The sequence below is a fragment of the Variovorax dokdonensis genome, assembly GCF_030316895.1.
GTDB classification, from domain to species: domain Bacteria; phylum Pseudomonadota; class Gammaproteobacteria; order Burkholderiales; family Burkholderiaceae_C; genus Variovorax; species Variovorax dokdonensis.
The window spans coordinates 235064-250118 of record NZ_JASZYV010000005.1; the positions used below are offsets into that span (position 1 = coordinate 235064).

The following is a 15055-nucleotide window of genomic DNA, read 5'->3' on the forward strand; positions in this document are numbered from 1 at the left end:
ATGGTAGCGACCCGGCCATCGCCGCGCCGCAAGGGGACATGAAGGCTCACAATGCGCGCCATGCCCGCGCTGCGAACGATGGTCCTGACGGTGGTCGCGATGCTGGCCTTCGCCGCCAATTCGATCCTGTGTCGTCTCGCGCTGGCCGGATCCAGCATCGACCCCGCCAGTTTCGGGAGCCTGAGGCTCGTGTCCGGCGCGCTGATGCTGGCCTTGGTGCTGCGGCTGAGGGCGCGTCCGACCGCTGCAACCCAGCGCGTCGATTGGCTCGCCGCGGCCATGCTCTTCGCCTACGTGGCCTTCTTTTCCTTTGCCTATCTGAGCCTGGCGGCCGGCACCGGCGCCCTCATTCTCTTCGGCGCCGTGCAACTGACGATGCTGACGGCGGGCTGGCGCGGCGGTGAATCATTCGGCGTCTGGGGCTGGGCCGGTTTTGCGCTGGCGGCCGGTGGGCTGGTCTGGCTGGCGCTGCCCGGCGTGACGGCGCCTTCGCTGCTCGGGGCGACGTCGATGGCGGTGGCCGGCATCGCATGGGGCGTGTATTCGCTGCGTGGACGTGGCGTGGCCGACCCCCTGGCGGCGAGCGCCGCCAATTTCGCGCGCGCGGCGCCGCTGGCGCTGCTCTTGAGCCTGATTCTGGCCATCCAGGCCCATGCGGATCCACGAGGCGCCGCACTGGCCGTGGCGTCGGGTGCCATCACCTCGGGGCTGGGCTACGTGGTCTGGTATGCCGCGCTGCCTGGCTTGTCGGCGTTGCGCGCGGCCACTGTGCAGCTGTCGGTGCCGCCGCTGGCGGCGATCGGCGGCGTGTTGTTCATGGCCGAGCCGATCACGCCGCGACTTGCCGGCGCCAGCGTCGCCATCCTTGGCGGGGTTGCGCTGGTGCTGATGCGCCGCCGTCTCTGACACAAGCCCTAAGATCCAGCCATGAGTACCGCATCGAGCCCCTCGAGCCATCCGCCCCGCCGCTTCTGGGCCGAACTGGGCACACGCGACTTCGCCGCGCTGGACCCGGCCACGACGGTCGCCGTGCTTCCTCTTGGCGCCACCGAGCAGCACGGTCCGCACCTGCCCCTGGGTGTGGACACGATGCTCGCGGACGGCATCGTCCAAGCCGCCCTGCCGCTGCTGCCTGCCGATCTGCCGGTCCTGTTCCTGCCCACCCAGACCGTCGGACTGAGCCCGGAGCACGCGCGCTTTGCCGGCACGCTGACCCTGTCGGCGAAGACGCTGATGGCGTTGTGGTCCGAGATCGGTGCCTGTGTGGCGCGTACCGGCGTGCGCAAGCTGGTGCTGTTCAACGCGCACGGCGGGCACATCGGCGCGATGGACGTGGTCGCGCGGGAGCTGCGCGAAGCCCACGATCTGCTGGTCTACAGCGTCAGCTGGTTCAACCTCCCGCTCGACGGCGCCGAGCCGGACCGTTTCGACGTGCATGCCGGGCAGTCCGAAACGGCCATGATGCTGGCGCTGGCCCCGAGCCTGGTGGACATGACGGCGGCCCGCAATTTCGACTCCACCTCGCGTCAGCGCGCGGCGGACTACCCCATCCTCGGCAACGGCCGCAGCGCCAAGATGGCCTGGTCCATGCAGGACTACAACGCGCAGGGCGCCGCGGGCAATGCCGCAGCGGCAACCGCGGCCCAGGGTCAGGCATTGGTCGATTCGGCCGCCCGCCAACTGGCGCTGCTGCTGGCCGAGGTCTCCCGGCTGCCTCTTTCCACGCTGGTGGAGCGGCCAAGCTTCTGAAACAGTCCGGGTCTATGATCCGCCTGGCCCCGCACGCCGTGCGGGACCAACGCCCAAAGAGGAACTTCCATGAGCATTGTCTGGACCATCCTGATCGGCTTCGTCATCGGCCTGGTCGCTCGCGCCATCAAGCCGGGCGACGATTCGATGGGCATCATTGCCACCACCATCGCCGGGGTGCTGGGCGCCCTTGCTGCCGGCTACGTCGGCCAGGCAATGGGCTGGTATGCCGTTGGCCAGCCGGCGGGGTTCATCGCCTCCGTGATCGGGGCCATCGTGCTGCTCGTGCTCTGGGGCATGGTCAAGCGCAAGACCTGATTTTCCGCGTGAGCACCAACATCGGCGCTGACGCGCCATGCCTGCTGACGACGGCGCTGGGTACCGAAGATGAAGCCGAGACTTTGGCAAGCGCGCTAGTCGAGGCGAGGCTGGCCGGCTGCGTGCAGTTGACGCAGGTGCGCAGCTTCTACCGATGGGAAGGCGAGCTGCGGCGCGAGCCCGAATGGGTGCTGATGGTCAAGACACGCATGGGGCGACTGGCCGAGGCGCAAGCCTTCATCCGTGAACGGCACAGCTACGCGACGCCGGAGATCCTCGTCCTGCCGGTCGCCGGCGGCCTGCCGGACTATCTGCAGTGGCTCGTCGACAGCACGACGCCGGTGTCCGGCCAGTGAACCCGGCGGTGCGCAAGACCCGACGACGCGTGGTGGTCAGGCGTAGGTGACCCAGTCCTGCCAGGCCGGGCCGTCCAGGTGCGGCAAGGTGTTGTAGGTCACGAGCATGTGTCGCTTGGGCGTGAATGCGAACTCGGTGACTGCCGTGTTGCGGATGCGCAGGTTCAGCTCGATGGTGGTTTCAGGGCTGGTGCCCAGCACATGGCCCACGGCCGTGCTGATCGGACCGCCGCTCGAGACGACCAGCACACGGGCACCATGGTGGCGGTCTCGCACGTGGTCCAGCGCCGATGTCACGCCGCCCAGAAAGTCGATGTAGCTTGGCATCCCCTCCGGCGAAGTGCGACCCTGCATCCACGAAGTCAGTCCATCGCGCAGCAGGCGGAAGTGATGGCGGTACATCTCCGGCGTGTCCGGCTTTTCCAGCTTGGCAGGATGGATGGCGGCAATGACCGCATGGCTGTCGTATTCGTTCAGCCCGGGCCAGGGCAGCACATCCTCGCGCGAGAGCCCCAGGCCACGCGCAATGCCTTCCCAGGTCTGCCGATGCCGGCGTAGCGTGCCGGTGATGACGGCGTCGAAGGTCATGCCGCGCTCGCGCCAATATTCGCCCAGGCGCTCGCTCTGCCGGTGGCCCAGTTCGCTGAGGTTGTCGTAGTCGTCCGCGCCAAACGATGCCTGGCCATGCCGCACGAGATAGAGGGTGCTCATGGGCGAATTCTGGCAAGCGCGAAGCCATGGGGCCGTCGCCGGGGCGACGGTGCGGCCATGATGTGTCGCCTGCGCGGCTTGAGGCTCAGATGCCGTCCGAAGTCAGCTCGATCATGCCGCGCGGCGTCTGCAGCAGGGCCGTCAGACGCGGGGGCCCGGATTCCACTGGCACCTGTCCCAGGCCGATTCGCGCATAGGCATCGGCCAGCACTCCGGCTTCGGGATGGTCGGCGGTCAGTTGCTGGAGCGTCAGGCCGCTCGGCGGCATGTCGTCTGCGGGATGCAGTCGACCCCACTGGATCAGCGTGGGCACCAGTCCGTGCATCAGCCGTTGCCCATCGTCGCGCACGGTGATCTGCCATTCGAGCTTGCCAGCCGCGCTGTCGCGCGACGCCTGGATGACGGTGCCACGATCGATCGGCGGCGAGCAATGCGCGAGCGCTTGGACGGCCGACGCTGCATCGGGCACGCGCGCGACGAAGTGGATCAGGCGCGGACCCTGCTCGTGCAGGCGCTGCTGGAGCAGTGGGTCGTCCAGGTCGAACCAGCGGCGCAGTCCGGCCGCACGTGCGGTCGGGGCTCCGGGTTCGATGGCGATCAACTCCAGGTAGCAGCACGGATGGCGCGGCCCCGACACATCGAGCAGCCGGTTGTGCGTGCCCATGAGCGGGTGCTGGCCTCCAGGGCCGGGTGCGATGCCGAGCGTGGCCTCGCACCATTGCTCGCAATCAGCGAGCGTTGCGCCTGCGACCACGAGGTGGTCGACTTCTGCGTGGGGAACCACGGCTTGCTTCATGACTGGCTCAGCACCTCGGCAAACAGCGATGCATCCACGTTGCCGCCACTGAGCGTGACGCCCACGGTGCGCCCCTGCCAGCGCTCGCGTTGCTGCCACGCGGCGGCCAGTGCCGCTGCGCCCGCACCTTCGGCGAGGTTGTGCGTGTCGGTGTAGAACATGCGCATGGCCTGCGCCACTTCGTCGTCGCTGACGGCGATCACGTCGTCCGCTTCCTGCTGGACGATGGCCAGCGCCTCGGCATCCGGCGCGCGGCAAGCCATGCCGTCGGCCAGGCGCGTGGTGGCCGGAGCCTGAATGACGCGCCCGGCGCGCCAGGAATCCAGATAGGCGGTGGCATGCGAAGAAACCACCGCGACAAGGCGGCAGTCGACCCGGCTGTGCGCGCGAGCGGCGGCCGCGGCGGCAAAGCCCGAGCCCATGCCCAAGGGAACGAAGACCACGTCGGGCACGTTGCCAGCGCGCTGCACGTGCTCGAAGAATTCGATCCAGTACGTGCACACGCCGCGCACGAGTTCGCGTGCGAACGAAGGGATCATGTGCATGCCATCTGCGTCGGCCAGGGCTCGGGCATGTTCGGCCGCGGCCTGGAAATCGTCGCCGTGTTCGACAAGGCGCACGCCCAGTGCCCGCATGGCGGCATTCTTTTCCACCGAGTTGCCGTGCGGAACCACGATGGTGGCCGACAAGCCCTGGCGGGCGGCGGCCAGACCGATCGACTGACCGTGGTTGCCGCGCGTGGCGCTGATCACATGGCGCACCTGGGGCTGCTGCTGACGCAGGCTCGACATGTAGGTCATGCCGCCGCGAACCTTGAAGGCGCCGGTGGGCGTGTGGTTTTCATGCTTGACCCAGACACGGCAACCCAGGCGCTGGCTCAGCAGCGGCCAGGCGTATTGCGGCGTGGGTGGCATGAGGGCATACACATTCGCCTGGGCGTCGGCGATTTCTTCGGGCGTGAATCTCATGGGCAGGCCGGTTGTTCAGAGGACGACGCTGCCGTCGATGCACAGCGCGCAACCGCCGCCCACCCAGACCTGGCCCGAGCCGTCGCGCTCGATGTGAACGCGTCCATCGCGGTCGAGGCATTGGCCTTGCGCTGCGACGTATCGCTCTGGCAGCCGATCGTCGGCGATGAGCCATTGCGCCAGGCTGGCGTTCAGGCTGCCGGTGACCGGGTCTTCGTCCACGCCGATGGCCGCGGCAAAACCGCGCACTTCGAGTTGAGCCTGTTCGGGCAAGCGACGCTGCGCCTCGGTGCCGGCAAAGGCGCGGGCTTCGCGATTGGCGCGCGCGATCAGCAGTCCGGCGTCTTGTCCGCTCGTGAGCCCGGCGACACCGACCTTGAGGCCAAGCTCGCGCAATTGGCGGTGGTCGGGCGACAGCGCGAGGACGGTGTCTGCATCCTGCAGCAATAGCCCCAGCCATTTCGTGCCGTTGTCCAGCATCTGCGCGGCCAGCATCTGCTGCGCCCTGAGGTTCAGGGCGGCAGCCACCTTCGCCAGGACGCTCGGGCTGGGCGAGGCGCGGCGGAGGGGCGGGGCCTCGAAGGCCAGTCCGCCGGCAGGTGTGTCGACCCGGCGGATTCGCACGAGTCCGGCATTGCATTGCTGCACCACCTCACCGCTGCGGGCAGGCGCATGGCCTGCGGCCAGCCAGGCGTGGCAGGTGCCCAGCGTGGGATGGCCTGCGAAGTCGAGTTCTCCGCCGGGCGTGAAGATGCGGATGCGGTAGTCGGCTCCGCGCTCGGTCGGCGGCAGGATGAAGGTCGTCTCGGACAGGTTGGTCCAGCGCGCAAAGCGCTGCATGGCGTCGTCGTCCAGGTCGCTGCCGTCGAGGACCACGGCGACCGGGTTGCCCAGGTAGGGTGTATCGGTAAAGACGTCCACCTGCTTGAAGGGGCGTGTGCGCATGTCGACTACTCCAGGGGAAGATCCAGCACACCGCGCGCGCCGGCGCGTGTGCGCAACTGGCCGAACCAGCGCTCGACATTGGGCCAGGACGGCCGCGCATAACTGGCTGCCGGCAGGCCGAACCAGCGGTGGGCTTCGCAGCCCAGCGGGATGTCGGCCATGGTGAACTGGTCGCCCACCATGAACTCTCGCGTGGCCAGGTGCGCATCGAGCATGGCAAACAAGGGCTCGGTGGCAAGGATCGACTGCGCCATCGCGTCGACATCGCGTTGCTCGGCAGGCGTGCGAACCAATTGCACGAAGGCCGGACCGCTGGCGCGGTTCAGCGTGGTCTGCTGCCAGTCCATCCATTGCTCGGCCAGGAAGCGCTCGGGCAGTTCCTGCGGATAGAGCGCACCCGGCGCATGTTTTGCGCACAGGTAGCGAACGATGACGTTGGACTCCCACAGCACGACGCGCTGCTCACCCTCGCCATCGTCGATGACGGGCACCAGGGCATTGGGGTTGAGGCTCAGGTACTCCGCCGTCGTCACCACGCCGAACCGGCCGCCCGCTTCGGTGCGTTGGAACTCCAGGCCAAGCTCCTGCGCGCACCACAAGACTTTGCGGACGTTGATGGAGCTGATGCGCCCCCAGATGTTCAGCATGGCAAATGGACTTTCTGATTGCTAAGGGGCCGGCGCGTCGGCCAGCAATTGCTCGGTGCGTGCAGCGGCGATGTGCGCCAGTTGCTCGCGGATGGCGTCGGCGAGGGCGGCGATGGCTTGCCGGATCTGCTCCTCGCTGGCCGTCACGAAGGACAGGCGTAGCGTACGCGGATCACCGCCATCGGCGTAGAAGGGGGCGCCGGGAACGAAGGCCACCCCGCGTTCCACCGCCTTCGGCAGCAAGGCGACGGTGTCGATGCCTTGCGGCAAGCGAAGCCAGAGGAACATGCCGCCGTCGGGCTTGTTGAACTCGACGTCCATGCCCTTCATTTCCTGCTGCAGTGCGTCGACCATCACGTCGCGCTGGTGCTTGTAGAGCGCGCGGATGGTGGGGACATGGCGGTCGAGGAAGCCGTCCTGCATCACCGCGTGAACCATGCGCTGGTTGAAGATCGGGCTGTGCAGATCGGCCGCCTGCTTGGCCTGCAGGAGCTTGGGGAAGACGGACTTGGGGGCCACCAGGAAGCCCAGGCGCAGGCCGGGCGCCAGCACTTTCGAGAACGAGCCCAGGTAGATGCATCCCTGCGGATGGCGCGCGGTGAGCGGCAGCGGCGGCGGCTGGTCGAACCACAGTTCGCCGTAGGGGTTGTCCTCGACGATGGGCAGGCCGACCTGGCGTGCGGCGTCGACCACGGCGGCCCGGCGAGCCTCGCTCATCGTGCGACCGGTGGGGTTCTGGAAGTTCGGCAGCAGGTAGATGAAGCGAGCGTCACTGCCCGCGGCCTTGGCGCGCAGGTCATCCGGCAGCACGCCTTCGGCATCGCTGGCCACGCTCACGGGGTCGGGCTCCATCGGGCTGAAGGCCTGCAGTGCGCCCAGGTAGGTGGGCGTTTCCACCAGCACCTTGCTGCCAGGATCGAGCAGCACCTTGGCCACCAGGTCGAGGCCTTGCTGCGAGCCGGTGGTGATCAGCACTTGTGCGGGATCGACGTCCCAGGGCAGCATGTGCGCCACGGCTTCGCGCAGCGGGCCGTAGCCCTCGCTGGCCGCGTATTGCAGCGCCGCTTCGCCATTGACGTCGAGCACCTGCGCACAGGCCTGCGCGAACGCGGAGATGGGGAAGGTGCGCGGCGAAGGCAGGCCACCGGCCAGGCTGATGATGCCGGGACGTTCGGCGACCTTGAGAATTTCACGCAGGACCGAGGGATTCATCTTCTCAGAGCGGGCGGCGAGTTTCCATTTCATGGCGTTTCCTTGGGGGAGCGGGATGCGAGCGCAGGTGCGGTTGTTACGGGTTGGGATAGCTTCTTGCCGAGAACGACGGTGGCGACCACTGCGGCTGCGAAGGCAACGGTCAAGCCTTCGATGGGCTCGCCCAGCAGCGGCAGTGCAGCGATGATGGAGACGAACGGCTGAAGCAATTGAGTCTGGCTCACGCGCAGCGCGCCGCCCATCGCCAGGCCGCGATACCAGGCAAAGAAGCCCATCCACATCGAAAAGACGCCCAGGTACACGAAGGCACCCCAGGCCGATGGCGCCACGGGCGATTGTGGCCACAGCCACAGCGTGCCCGGCAAGGTGACGGGCAGGGCGAGCACGCACACCCAGCAGATGACGCGCTCGGCGCCCAGTTCGGGCGTGACCTTTGCGCCGCAGACATATCCGAGCGAGGCGGCGACGACGGCGGCGACCAGCAGCAGATCGGCCCACTCGAAGCCGAACATTCCACCAGAGCCTTGCGATCGCAACAGCGCGAAGACGACCACCAGGGCGCTCCCCGCCACGGCGCACCACCAGAAGCCGGCGCTGGCGCGCTGGTGCAACAGCCAGGCGGCGATGGCTGCGGTGGCCAGGGGAAGCAGTGCAGTCACCACGGCGGCGTGACCCGCATCGACCACGCGCAAGGCGTAGGCCAGCAGCAGCGGGTAGCCGAGCACATTGCCGAGCACGGCCAGCGCCAGCGGGCGCCAGTGGTGGCGCTTGGGCAGCGCCGAGCGCGTCAGCAGAAGGTAGCCGACAGACAACGCGCCGGCCAGGGCTGCTCGTCCCAGCGTGACGAACCATGGCGCCAGTTGGGGTGCCTCCTGCGTACCGGTCGCGAGGCGGGTCACCGGCAGCGTCAGCGCGAAGATGGCCACGCCGAGTACGCCCAGCCACATGCCGAGCGTGGCGTCGGATGCCCGCGCCGGGCGCGCAGCGGCGTTGGACTTCATGCGCGCACCATCCAGATGGCCGTAAGCACCAGCACTGCCGCCATGGCCCGGTTGAACCAGAGCAGTCTGCTGCCCTGTGCAAGCCAGTTGCGAAGCAGGGCGCCGGCCAAGGCATAGACGAAATTGCTTGCGAATGCGAAGACCAGCATCACCGGCGCCACGACCGCAAGGCGATGCAGAGCGTCGCCGTGGCCGGCGACCCAGCCGGCGACGATCGTCAGCGCCAGCAGCCACGCCTTGACGTTGACGAATTGCAAGGCAATGCCCTGGATGAACCCGACCTGCAGGGATGCTCGGTTGGCCTGGCCCAGCGTTCGGCTGTCCGCGAGCTTCCACGAGAGAAAGAGCAGGTAGGCAATCCCTAGTGCCTTGACGACCACACGCAGTGCCGGAACCGCGACCACGGCGGCTCCGATGCCTGCAGCGCACAACAGGAGCAGAAGCGTCCAGCCCACCGGGACCGCCAGCACGAAGCGCATGGCGCGCGGCAGGCCGCCGTTCGCGGCAAGGGCGGTGGAAAGCGTGGTGTTCGGGCCAGGTGAAAAGCTCATCGCCGTGGCCAGCACCATGAGGGCAGTGAATTCTTGCCAGTTCATCAGTAGCACTTTAAACTGGCGACCATTACAGATGCAGTACAGATAGACGGACAATTTCTTGATCTGTATCGCTCTGGCGCCAGACACAGTTTCCTCATGCTGACACGAACCAACGCCCTGTCGCTGACCGACCAGCTCTCGGAGCGATTCGCCGAGCGCATTCGCAGCCGTCTTTTGGCGCCAGGCGCTCGGCTTCCTTCGGTTCGCGACTGCGCCCGCCAGCACGGCGTGAGCCCGCACACCGTGGTCGCGGCTTATGACCAGTTGCAGGCGCAAGGTTTGGTCGAAGCGCGGCGAAAGCGTGGCTTCTACGTGCGGGATGCGGCCGTCCGGCCGGCGCCGCCGCCCAACGCCGCGGCCATGGTGGCTGCGCCTCCCATCCCTGCCGATGCCAGTTCCCTGATCCGGGGAATGTTCCATCGGCCGAGTGCAAAGCCCCAGCCTGGGATGGGTGTGTTCCCACCGGACTGGTTGGACTCCACCTTCATGCCGGCCGCCTTGCGCCGAGTGACTGCCGGCCCGGTGCTCCAGGAGCTTTCACTCCAGTATGGCGAGCCCGCGGGCGACACCGCGCTGCGCCGCAGCCTTTCGCAGAAGCTCCTGGGCATCAACGTTCCGGCCGCGCCGGAGCAGATCATGACCACCATCGGCGCCACGCATGCGCTCGACATCGTCAGCAGGACGCTGCTGCGCGCAGGCGATCCTGTCATGGTGGAGGAGCCAGGGTGGGCCATCGAATTCGCCCGGCTGGAGGCGCTGGGCATGCGCATCCTGCCGGTGCCCCGGCGCGCGGACGGTCCTGATCTGGACGTGATGGCGCGCTACTGCTCAGCCGGTGACGGTCATCGACCCAAGCTGTTCGTGAGCGTGAGCGTCTTGCACAACCCCACGGGCTACAGCTTGACGCCCGGCAGTGCCCACCGTCTTCTGCAATTGGCAAACCAGCACGACTTCCACATCGTCGAGGACGACACCTACAGCCACCTGGCGCCCGACCATGCCACTCGTCTGTGCGCACTCGATGGCTTGCAGCGCACGATCTACGTCAGTGGCTTCGCGAAGATCCTGGCGCCCAACTGGCGCATCGGCTATCTGGCGGCCCCGCCAGCGCTGCATGCCCGGCTTCTGGAGACGAAGCTGCTCACCACGCTCACGACCCCAGCCATCTTCGAGCGCGCCTTGGCATGGTGCATCGATCAGGGGCAGCTGCGGCGCCACAGCGAGCGCATTCGCGTTCGGCTGGATGCCGCTCGCCAGCGCACCGTCAAGCTCGCGCTGGCGGCGGGCTGCAGCTTCGTCTCGGAGCCTGCGGGGTTGTTCGGCTGGGTCGAGACTGGGGTCGACACGGATGCGTTGACGCAGCGCCTGCTCGACGAGGGCTACCTCATCGCCCCGGGGTCTCTCTTTCATGCGCGGCGGCCGCCCGACACGCGGATGCGCGTCAATTTCGCCACGGCGCAGGATGCGCAGTTCTGGAAGGTGTACGCCCGGGTGCGTGAAGAGTTGCGCTGAGGTCGGTCAGTGCGAATGGCGACGTCACAGCAGCCGCTGCGGCGCCAACGGGCCGAGCAAGTGCATCATCACGCGTTGACCCAGCGTCGTATCTGGCTCGGTCCGGGCGTCGGGCAGTCCGCTGCCCTCGGGCGCATGCCAGACGAGTTGTCCCTGTTCGTCTTTTTCCAGATGCCAGGCCGAACGTTTCGCGGTGGTTCCAAATCGCTCGTTCAGATCTTTCGCGAGGTCGGGGGAGTGGATGAGCAGGGCCAGCTCGGTGTTCTGCAGCTGCGAACGCAGGTCGAGGTTCATCGAACCGATCACCAGCCACTGCCCGTCGAGCGTCAGAACCTTCGAATGCAGCATCGAGCGCGATGCGCCGCTTGAGCCAGTGCCTGACGATCCGAAGGCGCCAAGCCCGCTGCTGCCTTCGCTGCGAAGCTCGAACAGCTCTACGCCCATGTTCAACAGTGCATCGCGGTGCCGCACGTAGCCCGCGTGCGCGGCCACGGCATCGTTGGACGCCAGCGAGTTGGTGAGCAGACGCACTCGAACCCCACGCTTTCTTGCATCGGCCAATGCGTCGAGCATGTCCTGCCCAGGCACGAAGTAGGGAGAGACGATGACCAACTCCCGGCGCGCCTGACGGAACAGGTGCAAAAGACTGTCGACGACGCCAACCTCGTCCTGGACCTGTCCCGGTGCTTGTGACGCTTTGACCGCGGCGCCTGGCTTGGCGACCCGGGATGCGTCAGGTTGCGACAGGTCAGGTTTCGGCTGTGCAGTTTCGGTTTCCTTGTCGGAGCCAATCTTCTCGGGAGGATCGGCGAGCACGGCAGCGGGGGCCCAGGAAAGCTTCACGGTACGCAGGTCCATGGCCTGCTCGTCCCAGGCGCGTCGACGACGTTCGCTGCGTGCCTCGGCCTCTCGCTCACGCTCTTGGAGATCGGCAGGGGCCGTGGATTCAGGCGTCGGCCCCTGGCCTGGGGCTGGGCGCTCGTCCTTGCGCTGCTCGCTTTCCTTGCGCGCCTCGTCGCGAATCTGTTCGAGTTCCTTGGGGCTGATCAGTGACTGTGCCGGATAGGCCCGTTCGTCGTTCCAGTAGGCGTCGAAACTCTTGGACAGCGAGGCGACGACGGGGCCGGCCGCGAGCACGTCCACGTCGACGAAGTTGGCGTCGTCGCTGTTGCCGAAGTAGGCGTCACCCAGATTTCGCCCGCCTGTTACCGCCATGGCGTTGTCGGCGACGAACAGCTTGTTGTGCATGCGTTGTTGCATCTGATCCGGGTCTTCGAGCGCCCCGAACAGTCGGCTGGCCATCGAACGGCGCCCGCCGGGGACGGGGTTGAACATGCGCACTTCGATGTTGTTCTCGAAGGCAAGCCGCATGATCAGCGCGTCGCGGCCGGTGCTGTGCAGATCGTCCAGAAGAATGCGCACGCGCACGCCGCGCCGGGCGGCGGCGCGCAGCCCTCGAACAAGCCGTCCCGTACTGGCATCGACGTGGATGGCGTAGTACTGCAGATCCAAGGTTTGGCGCGCGGCGTCGATGAGCGCAAGGCGGGCGCCATAGGCCGCTTGCGGACCCTCCAGCAGAAGAAAGCCGGAACTGCCCGTTGCCGACTCCTTGGGCCGCAGGCGATCGGTCAGTTCGACCAGCGGCGAACCGGACGAGGGCGGCACCGCAAAGGACGTCGGGCGTTCAACATGACGTGGTAGCTGGGCGCAAGCGCCCAGCAACAAGGCTGCGGCCAGCGCCGGCCAACGAAGGCGCTGTACTCTGGTGCGGGGCCTTTGGCCCGATTGGAAATTGAACGCACGGGATTCCGGCATGCGGCATGCGCCGGGATGACGGCGCTCAGTGAGAAGGCCTCATATATATCGGCATTTGCGTGGGGGGCTCTGTCAGCCGATATCCAGTTCTGCCCAGCGCTCCAAGGCCGCCATGAGCTCCGACTCGATCTGCGCGTGCCGCTGCGCCAGTTCTGCGGCGCGGGCCGGGTCGGTGCCGTAGATGGCGCCGCCGTCACGGGCCAGGGCCTGATCGATTTCCTGCTGTTCTCTTTCAAGACTGGCAATGCGTGCCGGCAGGGCTTCGAGCTCCCGCTGATCCTTGTAGCTGAGCTTGCGCCGAGGAGCAGCCGGCACTGGATCCGCGGTGGCGGGCACGGCCGGTTCTGCTTTTGCCTTTGTCTGCGCATTGGGCTGAGATGCGGCCGACGCCGCTGCCAGTTGGCGGGAGCGGCGCGACTGGTCCAGCCAATCCTGCACGCCACCTTCGTACTCCCGCCACTGGCCGTCGCCTTCGTAGGCGATCGTGCTTGTCACGACGTTGTCCAGGAAGCTCCGGTCGTGGCTCACCAGAAACACGGTGCCGTCGTAGTTCTGGAGCAGGTCTTCCAGCAACTCGAGTGTGTCGATGTCGAGGTCATTGGTCGGCTCGTCAAGGACAAGGACGTTGGCGGGCCGCGCAAACAATCTTGCCAGAAGCAGGCGGTTGCGCTCCCCGCCACTGAGCGAGCGCACCGGCGAGGCCGCTCGCGCCGGGGAGAAGAGGAAGTCCGAGAGGTAGCTTTTCACATGCTTGCGCTGAGTGCCGATCTCGATCCACTCGCTGCCTGGGCTGATGAAGTCTTCCAGCGTGGCGTTCAGATCCAGGGCGTTGCGCATCTGGTCGAAGTAGGCCACTTGCAGATTCGTGCCGCGCCGTACTTTGCCGGTGTCAGGTTCCAGTTCGCCGAGGATGAGCTTCAGAAGTGTGGTCTTGCCCGCACCGTTGGGGCCGATCAGGCCCACCTTGTCGCCCCGGAGCAGCGTCGCGCTGAACTGGCGCACGACGGTCTTGTCGCCGAACGATTTGCCCGCCAGCGTCAGCTCGGCAACGATCTTGCCGCTGGGCATGCCGGATGCCAGTTCCATGTTGACGCGCCCGAGTGCCTCTCGCCGGCTCGCACGGCGGCTGCGCAATGTCTCCAGGCGGCCGATGCGGCTCTGGCTCCGAGTGCGCCTCGCCTCCACACCCTTTCGGACCCACACTTCTTCTTGCGCGAGCAGCTTGTCGGCCTTGGCGTTGATGACCTGTTCCTGAGCCAGCTGCTCTTCCTTGAGGGACTGATACTGCGTGAAGTTGCCTGGGTACGAGCGCAACACGCCGCGGTCGAGTTCGACGATGCGCGTCGCCACTCGGTCCAGGAAGCTGCGGTCATGGGTGATCGTGACGATGCTGCCCTTGAAGTCGATGAGCAACTGCTCCAGCCACTCGATGGAATCGAGGTCCAGGTGGTTCGTGGGCTCGTCGAGCAGCAGGACATCCGGCATCGTCACGAGCGCTTGCGCGAGCGCGACGCGCTTGCGTGTACCGCCGGACAACGTGCCGATCAGCGCCTCGGGATCAAGATGGAGGCGGTGCAGGGCCTCATGCACGCGTTGCTCCCAGTTCCAACCATCGCTGGCTTCGATCTGCGACTGCAGGGCATCCAGGTCGGCGCCTTCGCTTGCTTGAAGATAAAGATCGCGTGCAGCGACGACATCTGCAATCCCTTGGCTTGCCGCGGAAAAGACTGTCGAGTCGCCATCGAGTAGAGGCTCCTGGGCCACGTAGGAGATGCGCAGGCCCTGCTGCTGCTGAAGCAGCCCGTCGTCGGCTTTTTCGAGGCCGCCGAGAATTTTGAGAAAGGATGACTTGCCGGCGCCGTTGCGTCCGATCAGTCCGACGCGTTCGCCCGCCTGAAGCGAGAACTCGGCTTGGTCGAGCAACGCCACATGGCCAAAGGCCAGATGGGCGCCCGAAAGGGTAAGTAATGACATCGCGCCATTATCGAGAGAGTGCTTGACTCTCCGGCCAGCTGCCTAATGCCTACGCAGAGGCTTGGCGGGCACTCGGCACCTCGAAGGCGGATGCTGGTGGCGGGTTGCACGCTTGCGAAGCGGAAAAAACATGTCGTATACTCGTGGGCTCGGCAAACAATCCGCAGTCTTCGCAAGTCGACTGAGTCGAATCGAAAGGTTTGAAGAAAGTTGTCGACGGTCTTGAAAGTTGCGAATTTTTCGTGTCATAATTCAAGGCTCGGCTCAAACGAGCCAATCGAAAAGCGGTGCAAATAGGCGCGCAATTCGAAAGAGGTTTAAAGGCTGCATCGCAGATCAATTTAAACCCCGAAGTTTGACAGGTCTTTAAAATCTGTGCGATAATCTAAGGCTTCGCTGATCGCAGCGAGTCTGGCTCGAAATGAAGAATTTTGAGTGGGATCATTAAAAATATA

General features: G+C 66.3%; 15 protein-coding genes. 5 read left to right on the forward strand and 10 right to left on the reverse strand.

Features of this window, described 5'->3' with window-relative positions; all coding sequences use genetic code 11:
- The first annotated feature begins 51 nt into the window (after positions 1–51).
- The 4 genes from QTH91_RS21450 (at position 52) to cutA (ending at position 2423) form a co-directional block, all read left to right on the forward strand.
- Positions 52–906 carry a DMT family transporter gene (locus QTH91_RS21450; RefSeq protein ID WP_390367999.1) on the forward strand — a complete coding sequence of 285 codons (855 nt, stop codon included), beginning with the start codon at positions 52–54 and terminating at the stop codon, positions 904–906.
- A gap of 21 nt (positions 907–927) precedes the next feature.
- A complete protein-coding gene (locus QTH91_RS21455; RefSeq protein WP_286662177.1) occupies positions 928–1749 on the forward strand; it encodes a creatininase family protein in 822 nt (273 codons plus the stop codon).
- A gap of 69 nt (positions 1750–1818) precedes the next feature.
- Positions 1819–2067 (forward strand): GlsB/YeaQ/YmgE family stress response membrane protein, encoded by a 249-nt coding sequence (locus QTH91_RS21460; protein ID WP_286662178.1) that lies wholly within the window; start codon positions 1819–1821, stop codon positions 2065–2067.
- A gap of 8 nt (positions 2068–2075) precedes the next feature.
- On the forward strand, positions 2076–2423 hold the full coding sequence (gene cutA, locus QTH91_RS21465) for a divalent-cation tolerance protein CutA (protein ID WP_286662179.1): 348 nt from the start codon (positions 2076–2078) through the stop codon (positions 2421–2423).
- 36 nt (positions 2424–2459) lie between these two features.
- Here the strand turns inward: cutA and QTH91_RS21470 are convergent, their stop codons facing one another.
- The 8 genes from QTH91_RS21470 to QTH91_RS21505 form a co-directional block, all read right to left on the reverse strand.
- Positions 2460–3134, reverse strand: a complete 675-nt coding sequence (locus QTH91_RS21470) for a histidine phosphatase family protein (protein ID WP_286662180.1) — start codon at positions 3132–3134, stop codon at positions 2460–2462.
- Between the two features lie 85 nt (positions 3135–3219).
- The gene (locus QTH91_RS21475; RefSeq protein ID WP_286662181.1) at positions 3220–3930 is read right to left on the reverse strand and encodes a VOC family protein; all 711 of its coding nucleotides are present in this window, start codon (positions 3928–3930) and stop codon (positions 3220–3222) included.
- On the reverse strand, positions 3927–4898 hold the full coding sequence (locus QTH91_RS21480) for a threonine dehydratase (protein ID WP_286662182.1): 972 nt from the start codon (positions 4896–4898) through the stop codon (positions 3927–3929). Before QTH91_RS21480 ends, QTH91_RS21475 begins: the two co-directional genes overlap by 4 nt.
- A 15-nt stretch (positions 4899–4913) precedes the next feature.
- Positions 4914–5843 carry a PhzF family phenazine biosynthesis protein gene (locus tag QTH91_RS21485; protein ID WP_286662183.1) on the reverse strand — a complete coding sequence of 310 codons (930 nt, stop codon included), beginning with the start codon at positions 5841–5843 and terminating at the stop codon, positions 4914–4916.
- Positions 5844–5848: 5 nt separating this feature from the next.
- The gene (locus QTH91_RS21490; protein WP_286662184.1) at positions 5849–6490 is read right to left on the reverse strand and encodes a glutathione S-transferase family protein; all 642 of its coding nucleotides are present in this window, start codon (positions 6488–6490) and stop codon (positions 5849–5851) included.
- A 21-nt stretch (positions 6491–6511) separates the two neighbouring features.
- Positions 6512–7735: an aminotransferase-like domain-containing protein gene (locus QTH91_RS21495; protein WP_286662185.1), complete on the reverse strand. Its 1224-nt coding sequence runs from the start codon at positions 7733–7735 to the stop codon at positions 6512–6514.
- Positions 7732–8703, reverse strand: a complete 972-nt coding sequence (locus QTH91_RS21500; RefSeq protein ID WP_286662186.1) for a DMT family transporter — start codon at positions 8701–8703, stop codon at positions 7732–7734. Before QTH91_RS21500 ends, QTH91_RS21495 begins: the two co-directional genes overlap by 4 nt.
- A complete protein-coding gene (locus QTH91_RS21505; RefSeq protein ID WP_286662187.1) occupies positions 8700–9299 on the reverse strand; it encodes a LysE family translocator in 600 nt (199 codons plus the stop codon). Before QTH91_RS21505 ends, QTH91_RS21500 begins: the two co-directional genes overlap by 4 nt.
- Before the next feature lie 96 nt (positions 9300–9395).
- Between QTH91_RS21505 and QTH91_RS21510 the strand changes: the two genes are divergently transcribed.
- A complete protein-coding gene (locus tag QTH91_RS21510; RefSeq protein WP_286662188.1) occupies positions 9396–10811 on the forward strand; it encodes an aminotransferase-like domain-containing protein in 1416 nt (471 codons plus the stop codon).
- A 24-nt stretch (positions 10812–10835) separates the two neighbouring features.
- On the opposite strand, the gene QTH91_RS21515 is transcribed toward QTH91_RS21510, so the two are convergent.
- Complete coding sequence (locus tag QTH91_RS21515) at positions 10836–12626, reverse strand: phospholipase D-like domain-containing protein (protein WP_301334707.1); 1791 nt, start codon at positions 12624–12626, stop codon at positions 10836–10838.
- Positions 12627–12698: 72 nt separating this feature from the next.
- Positions 12699–14600 (reverse strand): ribosomal protection-like ABC-F family protein, encoded by a 1902-nt coding sequence (gene abc-f / locus QTH91_RS21520; protein WP_286662190.1) that lies wholly within the window; start codon positions 14598–14600, stop codon positions 12699–12701.
- Positions 14601–15055 lie beyond the last annotated feature (455 nt).

Coding starts and splice junctions, on each gene's coding strand:
- QTH91_RS21450 (WP_390367999.1), top strand. CDS start 52: ATGCGCGCCATGCCCGCGCTGCGAACGATGGTCCTGACGGTGGTCGCG.
- QTH91_RS21455 (WP_286662177.1), top strand. CDS start 928: ATGAGTACCGCATCGAGCCCCTCGAGCCATCCGCCCCGCCGCTTCTGG.
- QTH91_RS21460 (WP_286662178.1), top strand. CDS start 1,819: ATGAGCATTGTCTGGACCATCCTGATCGGCTTCGTCATCGGCCTGGTC.
- QTH91_RS21470 (WP_286662180.1), bottom strand. CDS start 3,134: ATGAGCACCCTCTATCTCGTGCGGCATGGCCAGGCATCGTTTGGCGCG.
- QTH91_RS21475 (WP_286662181.1), bottom strand. CDS start 3,930: ATGAAGCAAGCCGTGGTTCCCCACGCAGAAGTCGACCACCTCGTGGTC.
- QTH91_RS21480 (WP_286662182.1), bottom strand. CDS start 4,898: ATGAGATTCACGCCCGAAGAAATCGCCGACGCCCAGGCGAATGTGTAT.
- QTH91_RS21485 (WP_286662183.1), bottom strand. CDS start 5,843: ATGCGCACACGCCCCTTCAAGCAGGTGGACGTCTTTACCGATACACCC.
- QTH91_RS21490 (WP_286662184.1), bottom strand. CDS start 6,490: ATGCTGAACATCTGGGGGCGCATCAGCTCCATCAACGTCCGCAAAGTC.
- QTH91_RS21495 (WP_286662185.1), bottom strand. CDS start 7,735: ATGAAATGGAAACTCGCCGCCCGCTCTGAGAAGATGAATCCCTCGGTC.
- QTH91_RS21500 (WP_286662186.1), bottom strand. CDS start 8,703: ATGAAGTCCAACGCCGCTGCGCGCCCGGCGCGGGCATCCGACGCCACG.
- QTH91_RS21505 (WP_286662187.1), bottom strand. CDS start 9,299: ATGAACTGGCAAGAATTCACTGCCCTCATGGTGCTGGCCACGGCGATG.
- QTH91_RS21510 (WP_286662188.1), top strand. CDS start 9,396: ATGCTGACACGAACCAACGCCCTGTCGCTGACCGACCAGCTCTCGGAG.
- QTH91_RS21515 (WP_301334707.1), bottom strand. CDS start 12,626: ATGCCGGAATCCCGTGCGTTCAATTTCCAATCGGGCCAAAGGCCCCGC.
- abc-f (WP_286662190.1), bottom strand. CDS start 14,600: ATGTCATTACTTACCCTTTCGGGCGCCCATCTGGCCTTTGGCCATGTG.